Source organism: Sphingomonas sp. S2M10 (assembly GCF_012650175.1).
GTDB lineage: Bacteria > Pseudomonadota > Alphaproteobacteria > Sphingomonadales > Sphingomonadaceae > Sphingomonas.
This window is the reverse complement of sequence record NZ_JAAILI010000062.1, coordinates 47,710-72,687: the sequence shown is the minus strand read 5'-3', so window position 1 is coordinate 72,687 and position 24,978 is coordinate 47,710. Positions and strand designations below refer to the sequence as shown.

Here is a 24,978-nt window from a genome sequence, read left to right as displayed (position 1 = left end):
ACAGGATGCGACAAGATCGGGCTTTAGCGCTCTCGCAAAACGACCATTTTTGCGACCCGATGCGACAAGCGGGAAACGCCCGCTGGCGGAGAGGGTGGGATTCGAACCCACGGTGAGCTTCCACCCACGGCGGTTTTCAAGACCGCTGCCTTAAACCACTCGGCCACCTCTCCGCGCGACGTCAGCGCCTAGTGCGACTTCGCGTCGGGATCAATCCACCCCCCGATATGACAGCGCCGAGCAGCGTCGCATCGTCGAGTCGGTGCGGGCGAAGCGACAAAGATCGTAAACAAATCCCGCGCGCTGTTCCGCGACGGGACGTGGTCCCCGTTCGGGACCAGCGTGTTGTTGAAGACGGCGGCGGGAAGCGTAGTTCGAAAGGGGCGTACGGCAATCGTCCGACACACCATTCGATACCAGCGAAACAGAGGGTTCATGATCAGCAAGCTTCTTCCGGCACTCGGCGCCATCGCCGCCGTCCTTTCCTTCTCGGCTCCGGCGCAGGCCGCACCGGTGATCACCACCAACTACACCGGCGCCAATATGAGCATCGTGCTCGGCACCGATGGCACCTACTCGGCCGATTTCGGCAAGGCGGGCATCAAGGCCGGCAATTTCGAGCACATCTACAGCTTCACCCTCCCGGCCTCGCTCACCGGCAGCGCCTCGATCAACACCAGCGCGGTGAAGCTCAAGGCAGCGAACGACCTCGACCTGTTCTCGGTCCTGTTCAACGGCGTGGCGCTGACCGGCACCTTCGGCGGCCTGAACGAGGCCGTGTTCGCCAACGATGTGCCGATCCTCGCCGGCAAGGAAAACACCATCGTGATCAAGGGCCTGTCGCGCGGCAACGGCTCGTATGGCGCCCAGGCGACCTTCGCCCCGGTTCCGGAGCCCGCCAGCTGGGCAATGATGATCGGCGGCTTCGCGTTCGTGGGCGGCGCGCTGCGTCGTCGCAACACCGCGCGCGTCGCGCTCGCCTGAACGATAGCCGTCGCACCCCCGGGTGCGCTGGATCGAAGGACACCGGTCGCCCCGCGCGGCCGGTGTTTTTCCTTTGGTCGCCGCCCGCGCCGGTTTTCGTCGCGTTGCAGCGCCGAGCGGGGTTTCTGTCTGCGCGCTGCTGTGCAACAGCCGCGTGATGTTGCGTGTTCGCTCGTTCCTCGCCGGGATCGCCGGTATCGCGTTTGCCTTTGCCCTGCCGACCCGCCCTGCGCTGGCGCAGGACGAAGCCGGGTTCCAGCGCTATCTCCAGACGCTCGGGTCGCAGGCCGCCGCCGCCGGGGTCAGTCGTCGCACGATCGACGCGGTGCTTTCCACGCTCACCTACAATGCCCGCGTGGTCGAGCTGGATCGCCAGCAGCCGGAAAGCAGCCCGAATGCGCCGATCCCGGCCTTTGCGCCGTATCGCGCCCGCCATGTCGATGCCGATCGCATCACCCGCGGCCGCGCCGCTTATCTGCGCGCGCGCGGGCGACTTTCGGCGATCGAGCGCGAAACAGGCGTGCCCGAATCGATCATGGTGGCGATCTGGGGGCACGAGACCAGCTATGGCCGGGTGATGGGCGGGTTCGATCTGCCGCGTGCGCTCGCGAGCCTCGCCTATGAGGGTCGCCGCCGGAGCCTGTTCGCCGAGGAATTCATCGCCACGCTCAAGATGATCGATCGCGGCGTGCCGCGCGAGAAGCTGGTCGGCAGCTGGGCCGGCGCGTTCGGTGGGCCGCAATTCCTGCCCAGCGTCTATCTCCGTCTCGCACGCGACGGCGACGGGGACGGGGTGGCGGACATCTGGAACAGCGACGCCGATACGCTCGCCTCGATCGGCAATTATTTCGTGAATGCCGGATGGCGTGCAGGGGTGCCCTGGGGGTTTGCCGTTTCGGTGCCGGCCTCGCTCGATCGGCGGCTGATCGCCAACCGCACCAACAGCCCGCGCTGCCCGCGCGTCCATGGCCGGCAGAGCCAATGGAAGACGATGGCGGAATGGCGCGCGCTGGGCGTCGTGCCGCAGGCGCGGGCCTGGCCGGGGGATGATGTGCTGGCGACGCTGCTCGAGCCGGACGGCCAGGGTGCGACTGCCTATCTGCTCACCGGCAATTACCGCGTGATCCTCGATTACAATTGCTCGAATTTTTACGCTTTGTCGGTAGGCCTGCTGGCCGATGCCGTGGAACGCTAGCCCTTTCTCGTTCGCCCTTGCGCTGGTTGCCGCAGCAAGCGCCCATGCCCAGGATGTTGACCCGACCCGCACGGCGAGCGGGCCGCACGGAACCTCGCAGATGCAACCGGGGGAGGGGCGCTACGACGCGGTTGGCTATGCCGCCGTGCAGCCCCTTGGCGCCGCCGCGCTGGCGGTAAGCCCGGGGCTCCCGGCCGAAAGCTATGCCGAGGTGACCGCGCTCGACAGCGGCCGCACGATCCTCGTCCGGATCACCGAGACGGTGGAGGCAGCACCGGGGGCGATCGCGGCGATTTCCGAAGGCGCGGCCGCCCAGCTCGGGCTTCCCGCCGACCGACTGGCGGCGGTGCGGATCCGGGCTGTGCGCCCGTCCTCCGAGGACCAGGCCGCGCTGCGCAGCGCCGGCGCGGCGCAGCCGCGGATCGATTCGCCGCCCGCGCTGCTGCGGGCCTTGCGCCTGCAGCTGCCGCCGCGGATCGACGCGAGCGAGCCCCTGCCGCCACCGCCACCGCCACCGCCACCGCAGCCCGATCCGATCGTCGACGTCCTCCCGCGTCGGGTGGCCAACAACGCTGTAGCGCCCAGGTCGAGGCCCGCCACCAGGATTGCCGCCGCCCAAGGCCGGTATCTGGTGCAGGTGGCCGCACTTTCTTCGCCGGAGCGCGCACAGATGCTTGCCCAAAAGCTAAAGGGCTTCGTAAAGGCAGGGGGCGGGCTCTACCGCGTCCAGCTCGGCCCCTTCGCGACGGAGGCGGCAGCGGAGCGGGCACGGGCGGAGGCCGTTCGGGCCGGGTTTGGAGATGCGCGCCGCACCACGGTCCGATAGGGGTAATTACTCGCGTTCTGGACCGATCATCATGAAGAAGCTCGCCGCCGTCTCGTTCCTGGCGCTCGCCATTGCCGCACCGCTGCAGGCCGCCGGCCCGGATTTCCCGACGCCAGCGCCGATCGCGTACATGGAGGACATGTCCTCGGGCGCGGTGCTGTTCGCCAAGGATGCCGATCGCCGCATGCCGCCCGCCTCGATGGCGAAGATGATGACGGTCTATGTCGCGTTCGACCTGATCAAGAAGGGCGAGCTCAAGCTCGACCAGAAGATCGAGGTGCGGCCCGAGACCTGGAAGAAGTGGCATTCGCAGGGCTCGACCATGTTCCTCGGCGTCGGCGAGCAGCCGACCGTGGCGGATCTGCTCAAGGGCATCGTGACGCTCTCCGGCAACGACGCCTGCGTCGTGCTGGCGGAAGGCATTGCGGGCACCGAGGAGGGCTTCGTCAACCTGATGAACGATCGGGCCAAGAAGATCGGCCTCACCAACAGCCATTTCGGCACGTCGAACGGCTGGCCCGATGAAGGCCGCACCTATGTGACCGCGCGCGACCTGGCGCATCTCGCGGCGGCGACGATCCGCGACTTCCCCGATCTCTACAAGTCCTTCTATTCGCTGCCGAGCTTCACCTGGGGCAAGACCCTGGGCGCGGGCGCCGCGATCGAGCAGGGCAACCGCGATCCGCTGCTCGGCAAGGTGCCGGGCGCCGACGGCCTCAAGACCGGCCATACCGAAGAGGCGGGCTACGGCTTCACCGGCTCGGCCGAGCAGAATGGCCGCCGCCTGGTGATGGTGCTGGCGGGGCTCGACACCTATAGCGGCCGCGCCGATGAATCCGTGCGCTTCATGCGCTGGGGCTTCGCCGCTTGGAGCACCAAGCCGGTGGTGAAGAAGGACCGCACGGTCGGCACCGTCGACGTGCAGGGCGGCACCGCCAACCAGGTGGCGGTCGTGGCGCCGCGCGACCTCAACATCACGCTGCCCTCGGGCCTGAGCCCCAAGCTGGCTGGCAAGATCGTCTATCAGGGTCCGGTCAAGGCCGGGTTCAAGAAGGGCGACCATATCGCCGACCTGATCATCGAAGGCGAAGGCATGCCGCAGCAGGTGCTGCCGCTGGTCGCCGCCGAGGATGTCGGCCCGGCCGGCTTTTTCGGCCGCGCCTGGGCGGGGCTGATGTCGCTGCTCCACCTGGCCTGATCGCCTTGGCCGACGCCCTGATCGGCAACCGCCAAGCCCGCGACGCGCTCGCCGCCGCCATGGCGAGCGGGGCGTTGCACCATGCCTGGCTGATCGCCGGGCCCGAGGGCGTGGGGAAGGGGGGCTTCGCCCGCATCGCCGCCGCGCGGATGCTGGCGGAGGCCGCCGAGCCCGACCGGCTGATGCCGGGCTGGGACGTGCCGGAGTCGACCCGCACCGCGAGCCTGATCGCCGCGGGCAGCCATCCGGACCTCAAGATCCTCGCCCGGCTGCCCAAGGATGCGGACAAGCCGGAGGAGGCGCTGGCCCGCTCGATCACCATCGCGCAGGTGCGCAGCCTCCAGCCGCTGTTCGCGACCAAGCCGTCGCTGAGCCCGCGCCGGGTGGTGATCATCGATGCGATCGACGATCTCGAGCGCGGCGGTGCCAATGCGCTGCTCAAGAACCTCGAGGAGCCGCCGGCGGGTACGATCTTTCTGCTGGTGAGCCACGCGCCGGGCAGGCTGCTGCCGACGATCCGCTCGCGCTGCCGGCTGCTGCGGTTCGAGCCGCTGAGTGATGCCGAGACGACGACGGTGCTCCGCCGCCAGATTCCCGAAGCGAGCGAGATTGAGATCGCGGCGCTGGTCGAGGCAGCCGAGGGCTCGCCGGGCCGTGCGCTGCGCTTCGCCGGGCTCGACCTGTCGGCGCTGGAAGCGGACATGGCGCAGCTCGCCGACTACGGCGATCCGGACAATGCGCTGCGAACCCGACTCGGTCGCCAGCTCGGTGCCAAAGCAGCGCAGCCGCGCTACGAGGCGTTCCTGGAGCGCGTGCCCAGCTTCATCGCCGCACGTGCAAAGCGGCTGGAGGGGGAGGCGCTGCGGACGGCGCTCGATGCCTATGTGGCGGCGCGCGAGTTGGCCGGCGCGGCGTTGGGCTTGTCGCTCGACGCCACCGCCACCGTGTTCGAGATGAGCGGCATCCTCGCCCGGCTTGCCCGGCGGTGAGAGGCGGCAACCGCCCGTAGCCCAATATGCTCCGTCATCCCCGCGAAGGCGGGGATCCATTGGCGCTGCAGTGTCGGTTCCAGCCCCCAGCGCCCTGGCAAATGGATTCCCGCATTCGCGGGAATGACGAAGGGTTTGTGGGGCAGGGTACAGGTTGCCCGTTGCTGCGCCGCATCCTAAAGCGGCGGGCATGGCTGACCCCTTCTACATCACCACCGCGATCCACTATCCCAACGGCAGGCCGCATATCGGCCATGCCTATGAGATGATCGCCGCCGACGCGATCGCGCGCTTCCAGCGCCAGCAGGGTCGCGACGTCTTCTTCCAGACCGGCACCGACGAGCATGGCCTCAAGATGGTGCAGACCGCCCGCGCCCGCGACATGACCGCGCGCGAACTTGCCGACGAAATGTCGAGCCATTTCCGTGTGATGGCGGAGAAACTCGATATTTCTTGCGACCGTTTCATCCGCACTTCCGAGGCCGATCACTACCGCGCCAGCCAGGCGATCTGGGAGAAGATGGCGGCCAAGGGCGACCTGTATCTCGATCGTTACGAGGGCTGGTACTCGGTACGCGACGAGGCCTTTTACGAAGAGAAGGAACTGCAGGAAGGGGAAGGGGGCCAGAAGCTCTCGCCCCAGGGCACGCCGGTGGAATGGACCAAGGAGGAAACCTGGTTTTTCCGCCTGTCCAAATATCAGCAGCCTTTGCTCGACTTCTACGCCGCCAACCCTGACTTCATCCGCCCGGAATCGCGCCGCAACGAAGTGCTGCGCTTCGTCGAGGGCGGGCTGGTCGATCTCTCGGTCAGTCGCACCAGCTTCGACTGGGGCGTGCCGGTACCGGGATCGCCCGGACATGTGATGTATGTCTGGGTCGACGCGCTGACCAACTATCTGACCGGCGCCGGCTTCCCCGACGATGCCGAGCGGCTGGCGCGCTACTGGCCGGCCGATCTGCACCTGATCGGCAAGGACATCGTCCGCTTCCACACGGTCTACTGGCCGGCCTTCCTGATGTCCGCCGACATCGCGCTGCCCAAACAGGTGTTCGGTCACGGCTTCCTGCTCAACCGCGGCGAGAAGATGTCGAAGTCGGTCGGCAACGTCGTCGATCCGATGGAACTGGCGGAAACCTACGGCGTCGACGCGCTGCGCTATTTCCTGCTGCGCGACGTCAGCTTCGGCCAGGACGGCACGTTCAGCGACGAGGCGATCATCACCCGCGCCAATGCCGACCTCTCGAACAGTTTCGGCAATCTGGCGCAGCGCACGCTGAGCTTCATCGCGAAGAATTGCGAAGGCGCGGTGCAGGTCGGCCGCGCCGAGGAGGCCGATGCGGTGCTGCTGACCGAAGTCGACACCGCCTGCGCCGCCTTCAGTCGCGCCTTCCAAGATCTGGCGCTCAGCCAGGGTGTTGAGGCGTGGATGACGGGCGTGTTCGCGTGCAACCAGTATATCGACGCGCAGGCCCCGTGGACGCTCCGCAAGACCGATCCCGAGCGGATGCACGCGGTGCTCGGCACGCTGCTCAAGGCGATCCGTCGTCTGGGCATGACGATCGAACCCGTCGTGCCGACCTCGGCGGCCAAGCTGCTCGCGCAGCTCGGGCCCGAGGGCGACGCGGACTTCAAGATTGCGGCGCCGACCCCCATCTTTCCGAGACTTGAACTCCAAGCTTCCGAGGACGCATGAAGCTCGCCGACAGCCATTGCCATCTGATCTACAAGGGTCTCGGGGAACAGCAGCCCGAGGTGCTGGCCCGCGCGCGCGACGCCGGCGTGGTGGCGATGCTCAACATCTCGACGCGCGAGAACGAATGGGACCAGGTGATTGCCGTCGCCGAGCGCGAAGCGGACGTCTGGGCGAGCGTCGGCATCCACCCGCACGAGGCGGACACGCATCCCCATGTCGACACCGCCAAGCTGGTCGAGCGTGCCCGGCACCCGCGCGTGGTCGGCATTGGCGAGAGCGGGCTGGATTACTATTACGATCACAGCGACCGCGATCGCCAGCGGGCGAGCTTCCGCGCGCATCTCGCGGCGTCACGCGAGACCCAGCTGCCGATCATCGTCCATACCCGCGATGCCGAGGAGGACACGGCCGAGATCCTGCGCGAGGAAATGGGGAAGGGGGCCTTCCCCGGCGTGATCCATTGTTTCACCGCCAGCCGCGCCTTTGGCGAGATCGCGCTGGAACTCGGCTTCTACATATCCATTTCCGGTATCGTGACGTTCAAGAACGCCAGAGACCTGCAGGAAACCGCCGCCGCGCTGCCGCTCGAGCGGCTGCTGATCGAAACCGATGCGCCGTTCCTCGCCCCGGTACCGCATCGGGGCAAGACCGGCGAACCCGCCTTCGTGGCGGACACCTGCACGTTCCTGGCAAAGCTCCGCGGCGAGGATCCCGAAATGCTCGCCCAGGCGACGCGCGCCAATTTTCACACGCTCTTCGCCAAGACGCTGGCGTGACCGGGCAGGGGACCTGCCCTTGGCGCTGAGCATCCGCATCCTCGGCTCGGGCACGTCCTCGGGCGTGCCCCGTATCGGCCCCGATTGGGGCGCCTGCGATCCCAGCGAGCCGCGCAACCGCCGCACGCGCTCGTCGGTGCTGGTGCGCAGTGCCACGACGACGCTGCTGATCGACACCAGCCCGGACATGCGCGAGCAGCTGATCGCCGCGCGGGTCTCCGATGTCGACGCGGTGCTGTGGACGCACGATCATGCCGATCACTGCCACGGCATGGACGATCTGCGCCAGGTGATGCACGCCCGGGGTGGAGCCCCGGTGCGCGGCCTGGCGCGGCCGTTCACCTTCGAACAATTTGGCAAGCGCTTTCCCTACATCTTTGAAGGGCGAGGAAAATATTATCCGCCGGTGGTGGCGTTGGAGACGATGCCCGACGCGTTCGAGGTCGGCGATATCGGCATCCGCGTCGCCGACCAGCCGCATGGCGGCATCACCTCGGCAGGGCTGCGATTTGAATCCGGTGGCAAGGTGATCGGCTATGCCACGGATTTTCATGAGATGACGGCGGAGATGCGCGCGCTGTACACGGGTCTGGACCTGTGGGTGGTCGATGCCCTGCGCCGCGCGCCGCACCCGACGCACCCGCATCTGGCCGACGTGCTCGGCTGGATCGAGGCGCTGAAGCCCGGTCGTTCCGCGCTGGTTCATATGGATCACTCCATGGATTATGCGACGCTTGCCGCCGAACTGCCCGCCGGTGTCGAGCCGGGCTATGACGGTCTGGAGTTGTGCGCGTGAACGGGTTCGACGGCGTGAACATGGTCTGGCTGGTCGGCGCGCTGGTGCTGGTGGTAAGCGCCTTGTCGGTACGCCGCATCGGGCTCGGGGTGTTCGTGCGAACGCTGCTGGGCTGGGCCGCCATCGTGTTGGTGGTGCTGCTTGCGGTAGGCCATCGCTACGAGCTGGCGGCGGCTTGGTCGTCGCTCAGCACCAGGCTGGGTATCGAGGATCAGCGCGTCGAGGGCGATACCGTTCGGATCCGGATGAGCCCGGACGGCCATTTCTGGGCGCGCGTGTCGTTGAACGGCGTCGAGCGCCGGATGCTGATCGACAGCGGCGCGACGATCACCGCCATATCCGAACGGACGGCCAAGGCGGCGGACATCCAGGCGGCGGACGGTCTGCCGGCGATCATCGAGACGGCGAATGGAAGTGTCGCGGCGCGCCGCGCGCGGATCGGCACGATCACGCTAGGGCCGCTGCGGATGCAGGATGTGGGGGTGGTCGTCTCGCAGAATTTCGGCGAGCTCGACGTTCTTGGGATGAACTTCCTGTCGCGGCTGCACAGCTGGCGGGTCGAAGGCAATGTGCTGATTCTGGAACCGACAGCGCGGACGTCGACGCGCTAGGGCTCTTGCACACTGGTGATCGAAGCTGGTCCTGTTGGTTTACATAATACATATTATCAACCCGACGCTTGCCCATGGAGTATAAGCGCAACGTGGAAATGGGACATCTCCGCTAAATAGAAACGGGACAGCCTCCGTTTCGCAGCGGCTCGGTGCCATGCAGTCCTCGGCAACGAGGATGTGCGCACGATGACGGTGATCGCGATGAGCGCTGCGGAAATCTCACGGTATGAAACGCTGATGCGCGTTGAGCGCGGCGAGCTTCGGGTGGTCGACGCAGTCGCACAGCTCGGGCTGCAGCGCAGCCAGGTGTACCGCCTGCTGGAGCGACTGCGCGACGATGGCGCTGCCGGTCTCGTGTCTCGCAAGCGCGGCCGGCCCAGCAATCGGCGTTTCAGCGATGCCTTTCGCGAGCAGGTCCTTGGCATCGTCCGCGAGCGCTATGCCGATTTCGGCCCGACGCTGGCCGCCGAGTATCTGGCCGAGCGCCACGGCATCACGCTCTCGCACGAGACACTGCGGCAGCTGATGATCGGCGCCGGCCTCTGGAAGGCCAAGGCTGCCAAGCGCGCCAGGCTCCACCAGACCCGCAACCGGCGCGAGCGCCGCGGCGAGCTCATCCAGGTCGACGGCTCGGATCATGACTGGTTCGAGGGCCGCGGCGCGCGCTGCAGCCTGCTGGTCTATATCGACGACGCCACGAGCGAGCTGATGCACCTGGAGATGGCGGAGGCCGAGACCGCCCTCTCCTACCTGCAGGCTACACGGACCTATCTCGAGCGGCACGGCAAGCCGATTGCCTTCTATTCGGACAAGCACAGTGCCTTCCGGAACAACCGCGCGACCGCCGACAGCGACGGCATGTCACACCTCGGTCGCGCCCTCGACAAGCTCGGCGTGGAGATCATCTGCGCCAACTCGCCCCAGGCCAAGGGGCGGGTCGAGCGGGCAAACAGCACGCTTCAAAACCGCCTCGTCAAAGCGATGCGGCTTGAAGGCATCTCCTCCATCGCAAAGGCCAACACCTTCCTCCCCTCTTACCTCTTGCGCCACAATGCTCAGTTCGCCTGCTCCCCTGCGGATCCTCGGGACGCCCATCGACCGCTTGCCCCACACGAGAACGTGGAAGCCGAGATGGTCTGGCGCGTCGAGCGCTCGGTCACCGGCGCCCTGGCGCTGCACTACAACAAGGCGATGTTCATCCTGGAGCCGACGCCGCTGGCGCGGACACTGGCCCGCAAACGCGTCCATGTCTGCGAGTTTCCCAACGGCCGCATCGAGGTGCGGCACGGCGAGATCGTCCTGCCCTACCGGGTCTACGACAAGATGCAGCGGGTCAACCAGGCCGAGATCGTCGAGAACAAGCGTCTCGGCGCGGCACTGGCCATGGCGCAGGCGATGCAGGCCGCGAGACCGCACCACCGCACGCGGAACAACAGCGAGCCCGTACGCAGTTCGCAATCGGTGGGCGTGTTTGCGTCCCCTACCCCTGCGGAACCGAAGATCGACCGACGGACGCTTTGTACGCCGAAGCTCAAGCGCATTCGGCCCGCCGAGGCTACCTGCGCTCCTGCGGGAGCGGGAGCCGGAACTGGGAGCTGACGGAAACTCGCTTGTCCGCTCGCCCCAATTACGCAGTCGACGTCAGGAACGTTTGATTCTCAGAAATACGCCCTTTCTGATCAGTGAGCGCTCATGAAATATGAAGGGAGGAGCTTCGCCTCCCAACTCTCCCGCATCGCAGAAGTTGGAGCTGTTGATATTTGGATTGAGAGCTTCAAATATCCTCGACACTCGATACGAGAACGCCCCACCGTTCAAGCCGACCTCTAGATAAGAGGCCACCTTTTGCTTGCTTTGTGTGGAATAAGCTTGCCAGCCGGAAACTCGCACTTGGGTAGGAATCCGGGATATTGGGTGCTGGTACGGCAGCACGTAAACTACCAATGATCTCTTTCCCTGATATCGCTTGAGGTATTCGATTGGATCGAAACCCGGCTTAGCTTCCGCGAGAAGCACAATCTCAGCAGATGCATTCGGGAAGGGTTCGGTAACTCTCAGTCCGCCAGCTTTCAAACAAAGGTCTTTGGCAAGGCTGTAAGCACGATTTGAGTCTATCAGACCCCAAGCATAGATCGAGGCACTACCAACCAATAAGAGCAAGAAAGTAACGAAAGCGCTCAATCGCTTTTTCATCGCTCAAATAGGCCCATCTTTTGTAGTATGCAATGGCATCGTAGCGTGACGATGGGCTTGATGACAATCTTCAAACAGGCTTTACGCATAACCGGATTTCGACGCTAAGGGCCGCCAGCTTCCTTTGTGGGACCACCCTGCGCAGCGGTACCCAAAAGCACGAGCACCGGCGGTTGAGGCGGTGTGACCGGGCCCACTGCGTGCGCAGCGGGTCCGGGGGGGCAGGAGCCGGGAGTTTGGGGCATCAGCGGGGGCAGCGCTGCGCTATGAGGAGGGCTCCACGCAGCCCCCGCTGCCAACGGCGTTGTGCCGTTTCTATCTGGCTGCGAAATGTGCCTTTTCTAACTGGCGGCAACACGCTTGCCCATGGAGCAGACGTCCAATCAAAGTTCAATGATCAGGACGAACCGCCCCGGTCTTGATCGCCGGCGATCAGCTTTCGACGACGTGGCCGGCCGGGGGCACGCGAACGATGAAATGCCCCTTCACGCCCTGTGGCCATTGCCCGAATGGCACGCGGCCATGCGTGCTCGCCGCATAATGTGCCGCATATTCCAGGATCGCATCGGCGGCGTCGGCATCGGGCGCGAACCGGCCCAGAACATAGCCCAGCTTGTCGGGCGCCCGAAGATGCACGGTGCAATGGTCGTTGCATGCGAACAGACACGGCATCTGCTGGATTGCGATCGCGGCATAGCGCGGATCCGCGTCGCGGGCAGCCGTGAGGGCCTCCGCCAGCAGCGCGCCGCCCCGACGGCCTGCCGGGTCCTCACGCGCTTCCTTGCTGAATCGGCAGCTATTGCACACGACGATCGCGGGGCCGTCTTCTACGCGAGTAAGCATGAGTATCTCCTGGAAAATCAGCGCTCGAACAGGCGGTCGGCGAGCGGCTCGCGCGCCTGCCAGCCGCGGCGCTCAAGCTCGGGGGTTACGGAAAGGGCTTCGGGGTAGCCGAGGCAGAGCAAGGCGATGAGCGTCCAGTCCCGCGGCACGTCCAGCAGCGCTGCGACGGCCGCGGGGTCGAGGATCGACACCCAGCCCAGCCCGATGCCGCGGACGCGCGCCGCGAGCCACAGCGTATGGATCGCGGTGACGCAGGAATAGCGCAGCATTTCCGGCATGGTGGCGATGCCCAGGCCGTGGCCGGCGGCGGGCTGCTCGTCGCAGAAGACGGCAAGCAGCCCTGGCGCCTCGCGCACGCCGTGCAGCTTCAGCGCGCGATACGCCTCCTGTCGCGCCGTGTCGGCGAACGCCTCGGCCACGCGCGCATTCTCGGCATCGACATGCGCCGCGAGCGCGGCGCGCACCGCCGGTGTCCGCAGCCGCACGAACCGCCAGGGCTGCGCATTGCCCACCGACGGCGCAAGCGCAGCCGCCGCGAACAGGGCCTGCATGTCCTGCTCGGCGATCGGCGTCGCGGCGAAATGGCGCACGTCGCGGCGCCAGCGCAGCAGCGTATCGAACTGCGCCAGAAACGCGGCGTCGAAGAGGGGCGCGTCGCTCAGAACTCGACCCCCCGCTGCGCCTTCACGCCGGAGCGGAACGGATGCTTGACCTGTGTCATCTCGGTGACCAGATCCGCCGCCTCAATCAGCGCGTCCGGGGCGTTGCGGCCGGTGACGATGACATGCTGCATCGGCGGCCGCGCAGCGAGCGTTTCCAGCACCTCGTCGAGCGGGAGATAGTCGTAGCGGAGCGCGATGTTCAGTTCGTCGGCGAGTACCATGTCATAGGTTGGATCGGCGATCATCCGCCGGACCTCGTCCCACGCGGTACGGGTCACGGCGATGTCGCGGGCGCGGTCCTGCGTGTCCCAGGTGAACCCCTCCCCCATGGGCTTGAACTCGACCTGCTGCGGGAAAGCGTCGAACACGGCCTTCTCGCCGGTCATCATGGCGCCCTTGATGAACTGGACCACCCCCACCTTCATGCCGTGGCCGATCGCGCGGACCACCATGCCCATCGCGGCGCTGCTCTTGCCCTTGCCCTTGCCGGTATGGACGATCAACAGGCCCCTCTCCTCCGTCTTGCCCGCCATCATCGTGGCGCGCGCGGCCTGGATCTTGCGCATCTTCTCGGCATGCGCGGCATCGTCGCGGGTCATCGGATTTCCTTTCGAAGCAGATAAACGTCCATGATCCAGCCATGGCGGCCGCGGAGCGCGGCGCGGGCGGCCATGATCCTCGGGCCTGCCTCCGCCAGCGGGCCTTGGTCGAGCGCCTGTTGCGGCATGCCCAGATAGGCGCCCCACCAGATGCGGATGCCGGCGGGATCGAGGTCCTGAAACGCGCAGCCGCCATCGAGCATGATGACCAGCGTATCGGCACCCCCCGGCCAGCCATGGCTGCGGAGCAAGCGGCCGGTGGTGACGGTAACGGCGCCGGCGAGGGGGTTGAGCGGAATTGCATGGGCGGCGGTGAGCGCCTGGATGCTGGTGACGCCGGGTACCACCCGCACGGAGGCGTCGGCGAGCCGCGCCGCGATCCGCAGCGTGCTGTCGTAGAGGGACGGATCGCCCCAGACGAGCAGCGCCACCGTACCGCCGCCGGGCAATTGCGCACGGATTGTCGCGGTCCAGGCGGCGGCGATGGCGTCGTGCCAGTCGTGGACGGCCTGGAGATAGTCCTCCCCTGCCCGCACCGGCATGTCGAACGCAGCAATCGGCACGGCCCGCGTGAGCACCGCGGCGCAGATCGAACGGCGAAGATCGGCGAGATCGGGCGCATTTTCCTTGCGCGGCACAAGGATCAGATCGGCCCCGTTGAGCGCGGCAATGGCTTCGCCGGTCAGGTGCGCCGGATTGCCGGTGCCGATACCGATCAGCTGAAGGGCGATCATGCCGCCGCCGCGATCAGGTGGAAGAAACTGCCGGTCACGCGCCCGCGCACCGATCCCGTCTCCGCGACCAGCGCGCCCTCGGCATCGCGCACCTCGGCGAGCGGCGGGTCGGTCTGGGCGACGATCGTGGCATAGTGGAATTCATGGCCGGTCAGCCGGGTACCGGCCGCCAGCCCCGCAAGGGGCGCGTGAAGTGTCGCCTGGCGATAGCCGAGGTGCATCCGCCGCTGGGCATGGCTGGTGACGAGGCCGAGCAGCCCCGCCATGCGATGCGTCTCGCCGGCCTTGTCGACCAGCGCCTCGCCCAGCACCATATAGCCGCCGCACTCGCCATGGACCGGCCGGGTTTCGGCATGGGCGCGCAGACCTGCAAGGAAGCGTCCCGCCGCGGCGATCGTGCCGGCGTGCAGCTCGGGATAGCCGCCCGGCAGCCAGACAAGGTCGGCATCGTCGGCGGGCGCTTCATCGGCGAGCGGTGAGAAGGGCAGGATCTCCGCTCCGGCGCGCTGCCAGCCATCGAGCAGATGCGGGTAGAGGAAGGAGAAGGCGGCATCCTGCGCGATGGCGATCCGCTGGGCGGGTGGCGGCGGACCGTCTGCCCCCTTGCTCCGCAGTCCCGGCTGCGGCGCGGCGGCCGCCGCGGCACGCAGCGCGGCGAGATCGACATGCGCGCGCAAGAAGTCCGCAACGTCGCCGATCACGCGATCGAGGTCGGCATGCTCCACCGCCTGCACCAGCCCGAGATGCCGCTCCGGCAGCGCGAGGTCGGCGCGGCGCGGCAGGGCGCCGAACACCGGGATACCGGCGGCCTCCATGCCGACGCGGACCAGCCGTTCGTGCCGAGGACTGGCGACGCGATTGAGGATCACGCCCGCGAATGGAACGTCCGGATCCATTCGCGCAAAGCCCAGCGCCGTCGCCGCCGCCGACTGCGCCTGCCCCGACACGTCTACGACCAGCACCACCGGCCAGCCATAGCGCCGGGCGAGATCGGCGGTTGCGCCGGTGCCGCTCGCGCCGCGCTGGGCTACGCCGTCGAACAGGCCCATCGAACCTTCGGCGAGGACCAGGTCCGCCCCCTGCCCTACCCCCACCAGCGCGTCGAGGAGGTCCGTGTCCATCGCCCAGCTGTCCAGGTTGGAAGAGGGGCGCCCGCACGCGGCGCGGTGGAAGGCGGGGTCGATATAGTCCGGGCCGTTCTTGAACGGCGCCACCGCCACACCCGCGTCCCGCAGCGCGCGCAGCAGCCCCAGCATCACGGTGGTCTTGCCGGTGCCGGAGGCCGGCGCGGCGACGATCAGGCCGGGCGGGCTCACTCGCTGGCCCCGGCGAAGCGCGAGGCCGCGTCCTGCGGCCGGAAGCGGCGGTCATAGCCGGGCGCGTAGAGGCTGCTTTCGGCAAAGCCCTCCGCCGCCAGCACCGGGCCGACGAGGATCAGCGCGGTACGCTCCATGCTGCCGGCCACCGCCGCCTCGATCGTCGCGAGCGTCGCCCGTACGATCCGCTCGTCGGGCCAGCTCGCGCGCCATACCACGGCGACGGGGCAATCCGCGCCGTACGCGGGGAGCAGATCGGCGACCAGCGTGGCGAGATTGTGGATCGAAAGGTGGATTGCCAGTGTGGCGCCCGTCGCGGCGAAGTTGGTAAGGTTCTCGCGCTCGGGCATGCGGCTGGCGCGCCCCGGCGTGCGGGTGAGGACCAGCGACTGGCCGAGCTCGGGCAGCGTCAGCTCCGCCTCCAGCGCGGCGGCGGCGGCGGCGAAGGCGGGCACGCCCGGCGTGACGGTGAACGGGATGTCCAGCGCGCGCAGCCGACGCAGTTGCTCGCCCATCGCCGACCAGATCGAGAGATCGCCCGAATGCAACCGGGCGATGTCGTGTCCTGCGGCATGGGCGGCGACGATCTCGGCAAGGATCGCATCGAGGTCCATCGGCGCGGTGTTCACGATCCGTGCGCCCGGCGGGCAATGCGCCAGGATCGCCTCCGGGATCAGCGAGCCCGCATACAGGCACACCGGGCTTGCCGCGATCCGGTCGCGGCCGCGCAGCGTCAGCAGGTCGGGCGCGCCGGGGCCGGCGCCGATGAAATGGACGGTCATGGGCAAGTTCCTTCGGCGATGGCACAGGTCGCCATGCGATCGGGCGAGATGTGTCGGGTGACGAGCAACCGCGCATGCGGGCCCGCGGCGGCCAGCGCGGCGGCCTCGGCGACGCTGCCGGTGCCGCGCGCGGCGAGGCTGGCGGACGATCGGGTCGGGGTCGCCACCCCCGCCAGATTGTCGGCCACGAGCATCGGCAGGCCGAGCCCCGCCAGCAGCGGCAGCTTCTCGGCAACGGTGGCGACATGGGAAACCGGCGGCGCCCCCGCCTGCGCCAGCGCGAGCGCCGCCTGCAGCGAGGCGATGGTCGCGCCGGTGCGATAGCCGAAGCCGGCGACGATCATCGCGTGACACTCCATTGCACCACCGGATATCGGGCGCGCCAGCCATGACGGGTGCCGAGCGGGACCGCGTCCGCCAGTTCGATCCGCAACAGGCTGCCGCCCGCCGCGCCCTGCCATTGGGCGAGCAGCGCCTCGGACTCCAGCGTCACCGCGTTCGCTACCAGGCGCACCCCATGCGGCAACCGTGCCCAAAGCGCGTCCAGCATGCCCTGGGACAGTCCGCCGCCGATGAACACGGCGTCGGGCGTGCCCTCGGGCAGGACAGCAGGTGCGCGACCTTCGAGGATATTGAGGCGATCGACCCCCAGCCGCGCGGCGTTGATGCGAGCGCGACTGGCGCGGGCGGTGTCTGCCTCGACGGCGACGGCGCGGTTGGCGGGATGTGCCAGCAGCCATTCGATACCGATCGAGCCGGAGCCCGCGCCGATGTCCCACAGCAACTCGCCGGCGCGCGGCGCGAGCGCGGACAAGGTAAGCGCGCGCACCGGCTGCTTGGTGAGCTGACCATCGGAGTCGAACCAGTCGTCGGGACGACCGGCGGCGAGCGGCACCACCGCCCCCTCTCCCGCCACCTCGATCCCGATCGCTACCGGATGGGCGACTTCGGGAAGGGCAAAGGCGGCAGCCGGCGCCGTGCGCACGCGCTCACGCGGACCGCCCAACGCCTCCAGCACGTGCAGCGCAGAGGCGCCGAAGCCCTGCCCGGCAAGATAGTCCGCCACATCCGAAACGGCCGCACCGTCGCGGACCAGCACCAGCAAGCGTTGCGCGGGCGCGAGGTGCGGGCGCAATCGCGTGAGCGGGCCCGCATGCAAACCCATGCACGCGACATCCTGCACCGCCCAGCCCAGCCGCGCGGCCGCCAGCGCAAAGCTGGAGGGGGCAGGATGCGCGATCCATTCTTCACGGGCGAGATGCCGGGTGACGCTGGTGCCCGCACCGAACCAGAAGGGGTCGCCCGAAGCGAGCATCACCACGCGCCGTCCCCGCTCGGCGAGCAGCGGCGGCACCCCGTCGGCAAAGGGCACTGGCCATTCCCGGACTTCGCCCGTAAGCCCGGGCAGCAGCGAGAGGTGGCGGGCGGCACCCAGCACCAGATCGGCCGTGGCCAGCGCCTGCCGCGCGGCGGCCGAAAGGTCGTCCGCGCCCGCCTCGCTCAGTCCGACGATGGTCAGCCAGGGAAGATCAGCCATGCCGAACGTCCTGCTGCTGGGCGGCACCACCGAGGCGAGCGCCCTTGCCCGCCTGCTTGCCGAACGCGGCGTGCGTGCGACGCTCAGCTATGCCGGGCGCACCGAAAAGCCGCGCGCGCAGCCGATCCCGGTCCGCGTCGGCGGCTTCGGCGGCGCGGAGGGGCTGGCGCGCTATCTGCGGGACGAAGGGGTGACGCATCTGGTCGATGCCACCCATCCGTTCGCGGCAACGATGAGCACCAATGCAGTGGCCGCAGCCAAGGCGGCGAACGTGCCGCTGCTTGCGCTGACCCGCCCCGCCTGGGCGCCGGTGGAGGGCGATCGCTGGCGCCACGTTCCCGACATCGCCGGAGCGGTGGCGGCACTCCACGGCGCTGCTCGGCGCATCCTGCTGGCGCTCGGCCGGATGCATGTCGAGGCTTTCGCCGCGGCGCCGCAGCACCATTATGTCCTGCGCTTCGTCGACGCCGCGCCGGTGCCGCCCGCCCTGCCCGATCACCGGCTGATCGTCGATCGGGGACCCTTCACGCCCGACGGCGATCGCGTGCTGCTGCAAACGCACGGGATCGATCTGGTCGTATGCAAGAATGCCGGTGGCACCGGCGCCGAAGCGAAGTTGATCGCGGCCCGCGCGATCGGCATTCCGGTGCTGATGATCGACCGTCCTGCACTGCCGCCGCGCGCCGAGGTCACCGATCCGAAGGCGGTGCTGGACTGGCTGGGTCATGCGGTTTTTCCGGCGAAGCGCGGCGTATAGAGGATCGGGCCGGCCGCCCGCTCGATCCGGCGCGTGGTGCTGGAGCCGAGGATCACCAAGGTGCGCATGTCGGCCATCTCCGGCCGCGCCTCGCCCAGCGGGACGACCTGCAACGCCTCTTCGGGGGTGGAGACGGCGCGGGCAAACAGGACCGGCCGATCGGGCCCGCATAGGTGCCGCAGCAGATCGAGCGCACGCGCGAAGCCGTGCGGCCGGGCCTTGGACCTCGGATTGTAGAAGGCCATGGCGAAATCGGCCTCGGCCGCCAGCCGAAGCCGCTTCTCGATCAGGCTCCACGGCTTCAGATTGTCCGAAAGATTGATCGTGCAGAAATCATGGCCGAGCGGGGCACCCGCCCGCGCACTGGCCGCCAGCATCGCGGTTATCCCCGGCAGCACGCGGATGTCGAGATCGCGCCATGCGTCGGGGCCGGCTTCCAGCGCCTCGAACACCGCCGACGCCATCGCGAACACCCCCGGATCCCCGGAGGATACCACCACGACCTGCTTCCCTTGGGCGGCGAGCCGGAGCGCGTGGGCGGCGCGGTCCAGCTCGACCCGGTTGTCCGAGGCATGCAGCACCAGCCCCTCGCGCTGCGCCACCCGCGCGACATAGGGGATGTAGCCGATCACGTCGGTCGCCTGCGCCAGCGCCTCGGTGACCTCGGGCGTCACCAGCGCCGCGTCGCCCGGCCCCAGCCCGGCAATGGCGAGCCGGCCGTTCATGGGCGGCGGCCCCGGCCATGGATCAGCAGGATCGAGAAATAGGGGGTCACCTGCGTCGCCTCGGCGAGCGGCGTGACCCGTTGCTCGGGCATCGCGGCATGCTCGACCAGCCAGGCTTCACCCTCCCGCCCGGCCGCCGCCACGGCGCTGCGCAGCTTGCCCAGATGGCGCCCGATCTTCATCACCACCAGCGCGTCGGTATCGCGGATGCGGCGGACGAGCTCCGCCTCGGGCAGCGTCGCCATGGCGATGGTCAGCACGTCGTCCCCCCAGGTGATCGGCTGGCCGGTGGCGTTCCATGCCCCGGCCATCCCGGTGATCCCCGGCACCACCGCCACCGGCACGCGCCCCGAAAGCCGCGTGTGCAGATGCATGAACGAGCCGTAGAAGAAGGGATCGCCTTCGCACAGCACCACCACATCCTCGCCGGCTTGCGCCAGCGCGAGCAGCCGGTCGGTGCAGTCGGCGTAGAAGGCGGCGAGGATCGTATTGTAGCGCGGATCGCTGAGCGGGATTTCGGTGGTGACCGGATATTCCATCGGCAGTTCGATCGCGTCGGCGCGCAGCATGCCGTCCGCGATCCGCCGCGCCTGGCCCGGCCGCCCCGCCTTGCGGAAATAGGCGACATGGCGGGCGCCGCGCACCAGCCGATCGGCGCGAACGCTCAGCAGGTCTGGCGCGCCCGGCCCGAGACCGACGCCGTGGATCGTCCCGAGGCTCATTCGGCGCGGCTCGCCAGCGCATTGACCGCAGCGACGGTGATCGCGCTACCGCCCAGTCGCCCCTCGACGATGCAGCACGGGACCGGCGCTGCCGCCCACAGCGCCGCCTTGGATTCGACCGCGCCGACAAACCCGACCGGGCAGCCGATGATCGCCGCCGGACGCGGGCAGGCCGGATCTTCGAGCATGTTGAGCAGGTGGAACAGCGCGGTCGGCGCGTTGCCGATCGCCACCACGGCACCGGCAAGATGCGGTCGCCACAGCTCCAGCGCGGCAGCCGAGCGGGTGTTCGCCATCGCTCTGGCGAGGTCCGGCACCTGCGGATCGTGGAGGGTGCAGACCACCGCATTGCCCGCAGACAGGCGGGTGCGGGTGATCCCCTCCGACACCATCCGCGCATCGCACAGGATCGGCGCGCCACCCGCGAGCGCGCCACGCGCGGCGACTGCGAAGCCCGGCGAGAAGCGGATATGCGAAGCCAGCGCCACCATTCCCGCGGCGTGGATCATTCGCACCGCCACGGGTTCTTCCTCGGTCGAAAAGCGCGCGAGATCGGCCTCGGCGCGGATCGTCGCGAAGGACTGGCGGTAGATGGCGGCGCCATCGGTTTCGTAGCAATGGGGCATCAGGCAGTTCCGAAAAGGGAAAGCAGGGCGTCCGGCGTGCGCGCGACATGCACGGGCGCCGCGCCGGCACGGGCGTCGAAGGCGAGATCGAACCGCCCGTCGCGTCCGGTGATCACCACCTCGGCGGCGCGCGCGCGGGCGCACCCCTTGGCGCAGCCGGACACGTGGAGGCGCCTCGCCACCAGCGGCGCGAGGCTCGCTGCGAGGTTGCGCGTCTCGATGGTAGCTTGCGGACAGGCCGGTGCGCCGACACAGGCGTCTGCACGCAGCCGCGGATCGGCGCGATCGGTGATCAGCGCGGGATGCGCGGGCGCGGTGCCTTCGATCAGCAGCACGCGCCAGGGCGTGATCCGCACCGCGACCAGAGCATCCATCGCATCGAGGACCAACCACCGTGCGTCGATCTGGCCGAAGGCGAGACCGACGGCCGCTCCCAACGGATGCGCTCCGGGCAGCGGCGGCGCACCGGGCGCCGCCGGCGGCAGCGCTGCCTGCGCCCAGCCGGGCAGCGGGGCATCGTGACGAGCTGCCCGTCCGGCAGCGACCCCGCCGCTCTCCACGAACCAATGCGCCAGCCGGACAAGCGCGCTCGCCTCGTGGCCCGAAGGCAGCGGCGCGCCGGCAACGCGGCCGTCGAGGCGGAGGATCAAGCCCCCCTCCCCGCTCCGCTCGACGCGGAAGTCCCCGGGCGCGTGCCGCAGCAGCGGCACCGGGCCCGCATCGATGACGAACCCCATCTTGCCCGGCAGTATCGGCAGCGCATCGAGCATGCCGAGCAGATCACCGGCAATGCGGTGCGTATCGTCGCCCGCCTGCCAGTCCGGCGCGACGAGAAGCGTGCGACGCTGCTCCGTCTCCGGATCGCCATCGATCAGATCGAGCGCGATCAGCCGTTCGATCAGCATCGGCCAGGCCTCGTCCGAGACGCCGCGCAGCTGCAGATTGCCCCGGTTGGTGAGGTCGATCAGGCCATTGCCATGCGCGAGCGATGCCGTGCACAGCCCGCGCAGCTGCCCGTGCGTGAGGCGCGCCAGGCGCGGCTTCACCCGCACCAGCAGCCCGTCGCCCGCCGCCATCGGCCGCCAGGCATCGGGGCACCAGCCGCGCACCGCGAAGCCGGTCATGCCGCGCCTCCCAGGTCTGCCAGGATCGAATTGCGGCGGGTATGCCACAGCCCCGCGGCATGCAGCGCCGCGAACCGCGCCTCCATGGCGGCAAGCGCAGCCGGGTTCTCACGCGCTAGGAAGTCGCGCACCGCCGCGTCGCCGAGCGTCGCATCATGATAGAGGTCGAACAGCTGCGGCGGCACCGCCCCGGCCAGATGGGCGAAGGCGCCAAGATGGTCCAGCGTCGCGGCGATTTCCGCAGCGCCGCGAAAGCCGTGGCGGCACATGCCGGCGATCCAGCCGGGATGCGCGGCGCGTGCGCGAACGACGCGAGCGATTTCCTCGGTCAGCGGGCGGGCAACCGGACGCGCAGGATCGCGGGCATCCAGATGGTAGAGCGCAGCCTGTCCGCCGCCCAACCCCTTGGCGGCGGCAAACCCGGCCCCGTGCGCGGCATAATCGGCGGCGAGCAGCAGGTCGGTCTCGGGCAGGTCCTGAAGATGCACGAAGGCATCCGCCGCCGCCACGCGGGCGCGAATGCCGTCGCGGTCCGCCTGCGCTTCCGGTCGGTCAAAGGCGTGATCCGACGCCGCCAGCCAGGCCTCGCCGGCGCGGCGGCGCGCTTCCTCGGTGTAGGTCTCCGCCGAATCCCCCATGCCCAGGCCATAGCTGCCCGGCTTGGGGCCATAGACGCGCGGGCCGGCATCGCGGCCGGTAAAGGGGTTCCACTCGGGTCCCTCGTCGCGCGCCGACAGCGCGCGCACGGTCTGGCCGAACAATTGCGGCAACGCGGGAAACGCATCGCGAAACAGCCCCGATACGCGCAACGTCACGTCGACGCGCGGTCGGTCGAGCATGGCGAGCGGCAGGATTTCCACGCCCGTCACCCGCTCCGAGGCGGCGTCCCATATCGGCGCAGCGCCCAGCAGGTGCAGCGCCATGGCGAACTCCTCGCCCGCCGTGCGCATCGTGGCAGAACCCCACAGATCCACCACCACCCCTCGCGGATAGTCGCCATGGTCCTGGAGGTGGCGCCGGATCAGCTCGTCGGCGAGCACGACGCCCTGCAGGTGCGCCGCACGGCTCGGCAACGCGCGCGGATCGATCGCGTAGAGGTTGCGGCCCGTCGGCAGCACGTCGCTCCGCCCGCGATGGGGCGAGCCCGCCGGCCCTGGTGCGACACGCCTGCCCGCGAGCCCCGCCAGCAGCCCGTTCCGCTCGGCCGCGCCACACTCCCCGCGACCGAACACATGCAGTCCGTCGCCGAACTGGCCCTCCTTCACGTCGCAGACGAAGCGGTCGATCCGGGTGATCGCCTCGGCGGCGCTGGTCGCGGTGTCGAGCCCCAGCTCGGCTTCCAGCCCGGCGGCGCGGGCTTCGTCGCGGATCGCTGCCTGCAGCCGGTCGCGCCGCGCGGGGTCGAGGCCGACGGCGTTCGAGAATTCGTCCAGCAGCGCCTCGATCCGCGCCAGCCCGGCACCGGTGCCGGCGGTCTTGAGCGGCGGCGGCAGATGGCCGAGGGTGACCGCGCCGGTGCGCCTTTTGGCCTGGGCCGCCTCGCCCGGATCGTTGACGATGAAGGGATAGAGGATGGGCACCCCGCCGCTCAGCGCCTCGGGCCAGCACTCGTCCGACAACGCGACGGCCTTGCCCGGCAGCCATTCCAGCGTCCCGTGCGCGCCGACATGGACCAGCGCATCGATCCCCTGCGCCTGCAGCCACAGATAGAAGGCGACATAGGCATGGCGGGGCACGCGGGAGACATCGTGATAGCTGTCCTCGCGGGTGCCCACCTCGCCGCGTTCGGGCTGGAGTGCGACGAGGAGATTGCCGGCGCGGAGCGCGGGAAAGCGGAAGGCGCCGTCGACAGCCGCTGGATCTTGCTGCGGGGCACCCCAGGCTGCGGCCAGGGCGGTGCGCAACGCCTCCGGCAAGCGGGCAAGCGCGCGCGCATAATCATCGAGGGACCAGGCCAGCGTCTCGCCCTGAAGCCGCGTGGCCAGTCCGTCGATGGTCTCGCCCAGATCGGCGGCGATCGCCTCGGCGGAGGCTAGCGCGTCGAGACCGACGGCATGGGCAAGCTGGTAGGTTTTGCCCGGATAGGTGGAGAGCAGCAGTGCCACGCGGCGGTCGGCGGCGGGCGTCTTGGCCAGCCGATGCCACCGGCCGACGCGCTCGACGATGGCGGCGATCCGCTCGGGCTCGGCGCGGTGGACGATGCGCGCAAAACCGAGATCGGCATCGCGCGCCTCCGCCTGCTTGAAGCTGGCGACGCCGGCAAAGATGCGGCCGTCGATTTCCGGCAGCACGACATGCATCGCCAGATCGGCGGGCGAGAGACCGCGATCGGAGCCGGCCCAAGCCTCGCGGGGTGCGGTGGCGAGCGCCAGCTGGAACACCGGCACGCCCGCCGCATCCAGGGGAGACCGCCCGTGATCGTCGCGCGCGGAAAAGGCAGTAGCATTGACGATCGCAGCGGGGGCGAGGTCGCGGACCCATGCCTCCACCTGCGCGCGGGCGTCGAGTGCCTTGAGCGAGGACGCGAAGATCGAGAGTGTATCGAAGCCGTGTCGCTCGAACCCGACGTGCAGCGCCTCGAACGGCGCGACGTCGCACGCCGCGAGATAGGAACGGTAGAAGACGATCAGAACGAGCGGGCGGTCGGCAGGGTCGCTCACGCCGCATGTCACACCGTCCTTCGAGCGGGCACGGCGATGACTATTGCCGGATGCGATTACGCCGTCCACGGGATGCCAGAGACCGAACGACGGCAGCGGGGCGTTTGCCTCCGCGTGATTACCTCCCAGTCCTGCGGCCGTGGCCAGCACGCCCAGCGCCGCGCGTGCCGCCTCGGCACCACCGGCATCGCACAGCCTGGCCAGATCCCGCAGCACGGCCACCGGTATCGTCGAGGCGGCATCCAGCCGCGCGTCGGCCCGCCCGTCCGCCGGCAGCACCGCCAGCGCGATGCCCTGCCCCCGTGCCAGCGCCTCGACCTGCTGGAGCCCGTAGCTCCAATAGGGCATGCCGCCGATCAGCCGGATCAGGATCGCCTTCGCACCCGACAGCGTCCGCTCGACATAGGTGTCGACCGACAGCGGATGTGCCAGTGCGGCAAGGTTTGCCAGCCGCAGCGACGGCAGCCCCTCCCGCGCACCTTTCCAGGCAGCCGCGAACGCGCCGAGATCGCTGTCGGAAAAGGACAGCACCACCAGGTCCGCGGGCGACTGCCCGAGGTCCTGCGGCACGGCATTCTCCTCCAGCCCGTGCGTTTCGCGGAACAGGACGTGCATCTCCCGCCC

At 68.9% G+C, this 24,978-nt stretch carries 25 protein-coding genes and 1 tRNA gene; 11 read left to right on the top strand and 15 right to left on the bottom strand.

Annotated features, from left to right (window positions below; translation table 11 throughout):
- Nucleotides 1-83: 83 nt before the first annotated feature.
- A tRNA-Ser gene (locus S2M10_RS15970) sits at nucleotides 84-173 on the bottom strand.
- Between the two features lie 262 nt (nucleotides 174-435).
- Here S2M10_RS15970 and S2M10_RS15965 point away from each other — a divergent pair.
- The 10 genes from S2M10_RS15965 to S2M10_RS15920 all read left to right on the top strand — a co-directional run bounded on the left by S2M10_RS15965 (nucleotide 436) and on the right by S2M10_RS15920 (nucleotide 10,673).
- On the top strand, nucleotides 436-984 hold the full coding sequence (locus tag S2M10_RS15965) for an FxDxF family PEP-CTERM protein (RefSeq protein WP_168846962.1): 549 nt from the start codon (nucleotides 436-438) through the stop codon (nucleotides 982-984).
- A gap of 157 nt (nucleotides 985-1,141) precedes the next feature.
- Complete coding sequence (locus S2M10_RS15960) at nucleotides 1,142-2,179, top strand: lytic murein transglycosylase (RefSeq protein WP_168846961.1); 1,038 nt, start codon at nucleotides 1,142-1,144, stop codon at nucleotides 2,177-2,179.
- A 100-nt stretch (nucleotides 2,180-2,279) separates the two neighbouring features.
- Nucleotides 2,280-3,005, top strand: coding sequence for an SPOR domain-containing protein (locus S2M10_RS15955; RefSeq protein ID WP_168846960.1), 726 nt, complete (start codon nucleotides 2,280-2,282; stop codon nucleotides 3,003-3,005).
- Between the two features lie 31 nt (nucleotides 3,006-3,036).
- Nucleotides 3,037-4,203 (top strand): D-alanyl-D-alanine carboxypeptidase family protein, encoded by a 1,167-nt coding sequence (locus S2M10_RS15950; RefSeq protein ID WP_168846959.1) that lies wholly within the window; start codon nucleotides 3,037-3,039, stop codon nucleotides 4,201-4,203.
- A gap of 5 nt (nucleotides 4,204-4,208) precedes the next feature.
- Entirely contained in the window at nucleotides 4,209-5,192 is a 984-nt protein-coding gene (locus tag S2M10_RS15945) for a DNA polymerase III subunit delta' (RefSeq protein ID WP_168846958.1), read from the top strand.
- A 190-nt stretch (nucleotides 5,193-5,382) separates the two neighbouring features.
- Nucleotides 5,383-6,888, top strand: coding sequence for a methionine--tRNA ligase (gene metG / locus S2M10_RS15940; protein WP_168846957.1), 1,506 nt, complete (start codon nucleotides 5,383-5,385; stop codon nucleotides 6,886-6,888).
- Nucleotides 6,885-7,664: a TatD family hydrolase gene (locus S2M10_RS15935; RefSeq protein WP_168846956.1), complete on the top strand. Its 780-nt coding sequence runs from the start codon at nucleotides 6,885-6,887 to the stop codon at nucleotides 7,662-7,664. Before metG ends, S2M10_RS15935 begins: the two co-directional genes overlap by 4 nt.
- Nucleotides 7,665-7,689: 25 nt before the next feature.
- Nucleotides 7,690-8,460 carry an MBL fold metallo-hydrolase gene (locus S2M10_RS15930; protein WP_168847002.1) on the top strand — a complete coding sequence of 257 codons (771 nt, stop codon included), beginning with the start codon at nucleotides 7,690-7,692 and terminating at the stop codon, nucleotides 8,458-8,460.
- Entirely contained in the window at nucleotides 8,457-9,071 is a 615-nt protein-coding gene (locus S2M10_RS15925; protein ID WP_168846955.1) for a TIGR02281 family clan AA aspartic protease, read from the top strand. The genes S2M10_RS15930 and S2M10_RS15925 overlap by 4 nt, the downstream gene beginning before the upstream one ends.
- Nucleotides 9,072-9,260: 189 nt before the next feature.
- Nucleotides 9,261-10,673 (top strand): ISNCY family transposase, encoded by a 1,413-nt coding sequence (locus S2M10_RS15920; protein ID WP_247650853.1) that lies wholly within the window; start codon nucleotides 9,261-9,263, stop codon nucleotides 10,671-10,673.
- Nucleotides 10,674-10,715: 42 nt separating this feature from the next.
- On the opposite strand, the gene S2M10_RS15915 is transcribed toward S2M10_RS15920, so the two are convergent.
- The 9 genes from S2M10_RS15915 to cbiE all read right to left on the bottom strand — a co-directional run bounded on the left by S2M10_RS15915 (nucleotide 10,716) and on the right by cbiE (nucleotide 17,740).
- Complete coding sequence (locus S2M10_RS15915) at nucleotides 10,716-11,267, bottom strand: hypothetical protein (protein ID WP_168846954.1); 552 nt, start codon at nucleotides 11,265-11,267, stop codon at nucleotides 10,716-10,718.
- A gap of 432 nt (nucleotides 11,268-11,699) precedes the next feature.
- Nucleotides 11,700-12,110: a DUF1636 domain-containing protein gene (locus S2M10_RS15910; protein WP_168846953.1), complete on the bottom strand. Its 411-nt coding sequence runs from the start codon at nucleotides 12,108-12,110 to the stop codon at nucleotides 11,700-11,702.
- A 17-nt stretch (nucleotides 12,111-12,127) separates the two neighbouring features.
- Nucleotides 12,128-12,772 carry a 5,6-dimethylbenzimidazole synthase gene (gene bluB / locus S2M10_RS15905; RefSeq protein WP_168847001.1) on the bottom strand — a complete coding sequence of 215 codons (645 nt, stop codon included), beginning with the start codon at nucleotides 12,770-12,772 and terminating at the stop codon, nucleotides 12,128-12,130.
- Nucleotides 12,769-13,371 (bottom strand): cob(I)yrinic acid a,c-diamide adenosyltransferase, encoded by a 603-nt coding sequence (gene cobO / locus S2M10_RS15900; protein WP_168846952.1) that lies wholly within the window; start codon nucleotides 13,369-13,371, stop codon nucleotides 12,769-12,771. Before cobO ends, bluB begins: the two co-directional genes overlap by 4 nt.
- Nucleotides 13,368-14,105 (bottom strand): precorrin-6A synthase (deacetylating), encoded by a 738-nt coding sequence (gene cobF, locus S2M10_RS15895; RefSeq protein WP_168846951.1) that lies wholly within the window; start codon nucleotides 14,103-14,105, stop codon nucleotides 13,368-13,370. Before cobF ends, cobO begins: the two co-directional genes overlap by 4 nt.
- On the bottom strand, nucleotides 14,102-15,421 hold the full coding sequence (locus S2M10_RS15890) for a cobyrinate a,c-diamide synthase (protein WP_168846950.1): 1,320 nt from the start codon (nucleotides 15,419-15,421) through the stop codon (nucleotides 14,102-14,104). Before S2M10_RS15890 ends, cobF begins: the two co-directional genes overlap by 4 nt.
- A complete protein-coding gene (gene cobM, locus S2M10_RS15885; RefSeq protein WP_168846949.1) occupies nucleotides 15,418-16,203 on the bottom strand; it encodes a precorrin-4 C(11)-methyltransferase in 786 nt (261 codons plus the stop codon). The genes S2M10_RS15890 and cobM overlap by 4 nt, the downstream gene beginning before the upstream one ends.
- Entirely contained in the window at nucleotides 16,200-16,547 is a 348-nt protein-coding gene (locus S2M10_RS15880) for a cobalamin biosynthesis protein (RefSeq protein ID WP_168846948.1), read from the bottom strand. Before S2M10_RS15880 ends, cobM begins: the two co-directional genes overlap by 4 nt.
- Nucleotides 16,544-17,740: a precorrin-6y C5,15-methyltransferase (decarboxylating) subunit CbiE gene (cbiE, locus tag S2M10_RS15875; protein WP_168846947.1), complete on the bottom strand. Its 1,197-nt coding sequence runs from the start codon at nucleotides 17,738-17,740 to the stop codon at nucleotides 16,544-16,546. Before cbiE ends, S2M10_RS15880 begins: the two co-directional genes overlap by 4 nt.
- Between cbiE and S2M10_RS15870 the strand changes: the two genes are divergently transcribed.
- Complete coding sequence (locus S2M10_RS15870) at nucleotides 17,739-18,497, top strand: cobalt-precorrin-6A reductase (RefSeq protein ID WP_168846946.1); 759 nt, start codon at nucleotides 17,739-17,741, stop codon at nucleotides 18,495-18,497. The genes cbiE and S2M10_RS15870 overlap by 2 nt on opposite strands.
- On the opposite strand, the gene cobJ is transcribed toward S2M10_RS15870, so the two are convergent.
- From cobJ to cobN, 5 genes are read right to left on the bottom strand one after another with little or no spacing between them, the layout of a single operon-like run.
- Nucleotides 18,464-19,222 (bottom strand): precorrin-3B C(17)-methyltransferase, encoded by a 759-nt coding sequence (cobJ, locus tag S2M10_RS15865; protein WP_168846945.1) that lies wholly within the window; start codon nucleotides 19,220-19,222, stop codon nucleotides 18,464-18,466. The two genes, S2M10_RS15870 and cobJ, sit on opposite strands and share 34 nt — an antisense overlap.
- Complete coding sequence (gene cobI / locus S2M10_RS15860; RefSeq protein ID WP_168846944.1) at nucleotides 19,219-19,944, bottom strand: precorrin-2 C(20)-methyltransferase; 726 nt, start codon at nucleotides 19,942-19,944, stop codon at nucleotides 19,219-19,221. Before cobI ends, cobJ begins: the two co-directional genes overlap by 4 nt.
- Nucleotides 19,941-20,570, bottom strand: a complete 630-nt coding sequence (locus tag S2M10_RS15855) for a precorrin-8X methylmutase (protein ID WP_168846943.1) — start codon at nucleotides 20,568-20,570, stop codon at nucleotides 19,941-19,943. Before S2M10_RS15855 ends, cobI begins: the two co-directional genes overlap by 4 nt.
- Nucleotides 20,570-21,694, bottom strand: coding sequence for a cobalamin biosynthesis protein CobG (locus S2M10_RS15850; protein WP_168846942.1), 1,125 nt, complete (start codon nucleotides 21,692-21,694; stop codon nucleotides 20,570-20,572). The genes S2M10_RS15855 and S2M10_RS15850 overlap by 1 nt, the downstream gene beginning before the upstream one ends.
- Complete coding sequence (gene cobN / locus S2M10_RS15845) at nucleotides 21,691-24,969, bottom strand: cobaltochelatase subunit CobN (RefSeq protein ID WP_168846941.1); 3,279 nt, start codon at nucleotides 24,967-24,969, stop codon at nucleotides 21,691-21,693. The genes S2M10_RS15850 and cobN overlap by 4 nt, the downstream gene beginning before the upstream one ends.
- Between the last annotated feature and the right edge of the window lie 9 nt (nucleotides 24,970-24,978).

What these genes read in the sequence shown, in the direction of transcription:
- S2M10_RS15965 (WP_168846962.1), top strand. Translation starts at nt 436, where the DNA reads ATGATCAGCAAGCTTCTTCCGGCACTCGGCGCCATCGCCGCCGTCCTT.
- S2M10_RS15960 (WP_168846961.1), top strand. Translation starts at nt 1,142, where the DNA reads ATGTTGCGTGTTCGCTCGTTCCTCGCCGGGATCGCCGGTATCGCGTTT.
- S2M10_RS15955 (WP_168846960.1), top strand. Translation starts at nt 2,280, where the DNA reads ATGCAACCGGGGGAGGGGCGCTACGACGCGGTTGGCTATGCCGCCGTG.
- S2M10_RS15950 (WP_168846959.1), top strand. Translation starts at nt 3,037, where the DNA reads ATGAAGAAGCTCGCCGCCGTCTCGTTCCTGGCGCTCGCCATTGCCGCA.
- metG (WP_168846957.1), top strand. Translation starts at nt 5,383, where the DNA reads ATGGCTGACCCCTTCTACATCACCACCGCGATCCACTATCCCAACGGC.
- S2M10_RS15935 (WP_168846956.1), top strand. Translation starts at nt 6,885, where the DNA reads ATGAAGCTCGCCGACAGCCATTGCCATCTGATCTACAAGGGTCTCGGG.
- S2M10_RS15920 (WP_247650853.1), top strand. Translation starts at nt 9,261, where the DNA reads ATGACGGTGATCGCGATGAGCGCTGCGGAAATCTCACGGTATGAAACG.
- S2M10_RS15915 (WP_168846954.1), bottom strand. Translation starts at nt 11,267, where the DNA reads ATGAAAAAGCGATTGAGCGCTTTCGTTACTTTCTTGCTCTTATTGGTT.
- S2M10_RS15910 (WP_168846953.1), bottom strand. Translation starts at nt 12,110, where the DNA reads ATGCTTACTCGCGTAGAAGACGGCCCCGCGATCGTCGTGTGCAATAGC.
- cobO (WP_168846952.1), bottom strand. Translation starts at nt 13,371, where the DNA reads ATGACCCGCGACGATGCCGCGCATGCCGAGAAGATGCGCAAGATCCAG.
- cobF (WP_168846951.1), bottom strand. Translation starts at nt 14,105, where the DNA reads ATGATCGCCCTTCAGCTGATCGGTATCGGCACCGGCAATCCGGCGCAC.
- cobM (WP_168846949.1), bottom strand. Translation starts at nt 16,203, where the DNA reads ATGACCGTCCATTTCATCGGCGCCGGCCCCGGCGCGCCCGACCTGCTG.
- S2M10_RS15880 (WP_168846948.1), bottom strand. Translation starts at nt 16,547, where the DNA reads ATGATCGTCGCCGGCTTCGGCTATCGCACCGGCGCGACCATCGCCTCG.
- S2M10_RS15870 (WP_168846946.1), top strand. Translation starts at nt 17,739, where the DNA reads ATGCCGAACGTCCTGCTGCTGGGCGGCACCACCGAGGCGAGCGCCCTT.
- cbiE (WP_168846947.1), bottom strand. Translation starts at nt 17,740, where the DNA reads ATGGCTGATCTTCCCTGGCTGACCATCGTCGGACTGAGCGAGGCGGGC.
- cobJ (WP_168846945.1), bottom strand. Translation starts at nt 19,222, where the DNA reads ATGAACGGCCGGCTCGCCATTGCCGGGCTGGGGCCGGGCGACGCGGCG.
- cobI (WP_168846944.1), bottom strand. Translation starts at nt 19,944, where the DNA reads ATGAGCCTCGGGACGATCCACGGCGTCGGTCTCGGGCCGGGCGCGCCA.
- S2M10_RS15855 (WP_168846943.1), bottom strand. Translation starts at nt 20,570, where the DNA reads ATGCCCCATTGCTACGAAACCGATGGCGCCGCCATCTACCGCCAGTCC.
- S2M10_RS15850 (WP_168846942.1), bottom strand. Translation starts at nt 21,694, where the DNA reads ATGACCGGCTTCGCGGTGCGCGGCTGGTGCCCCGATGCCTGGCGGCCG.
- cobN (WP_168846941.1), bottom strand. Translation starts at nt 24,969, where the DNA reads ATGCACGTCCTGTTCCGCGAAACGCACGGGCTGGAGGAGAATGCCGTG.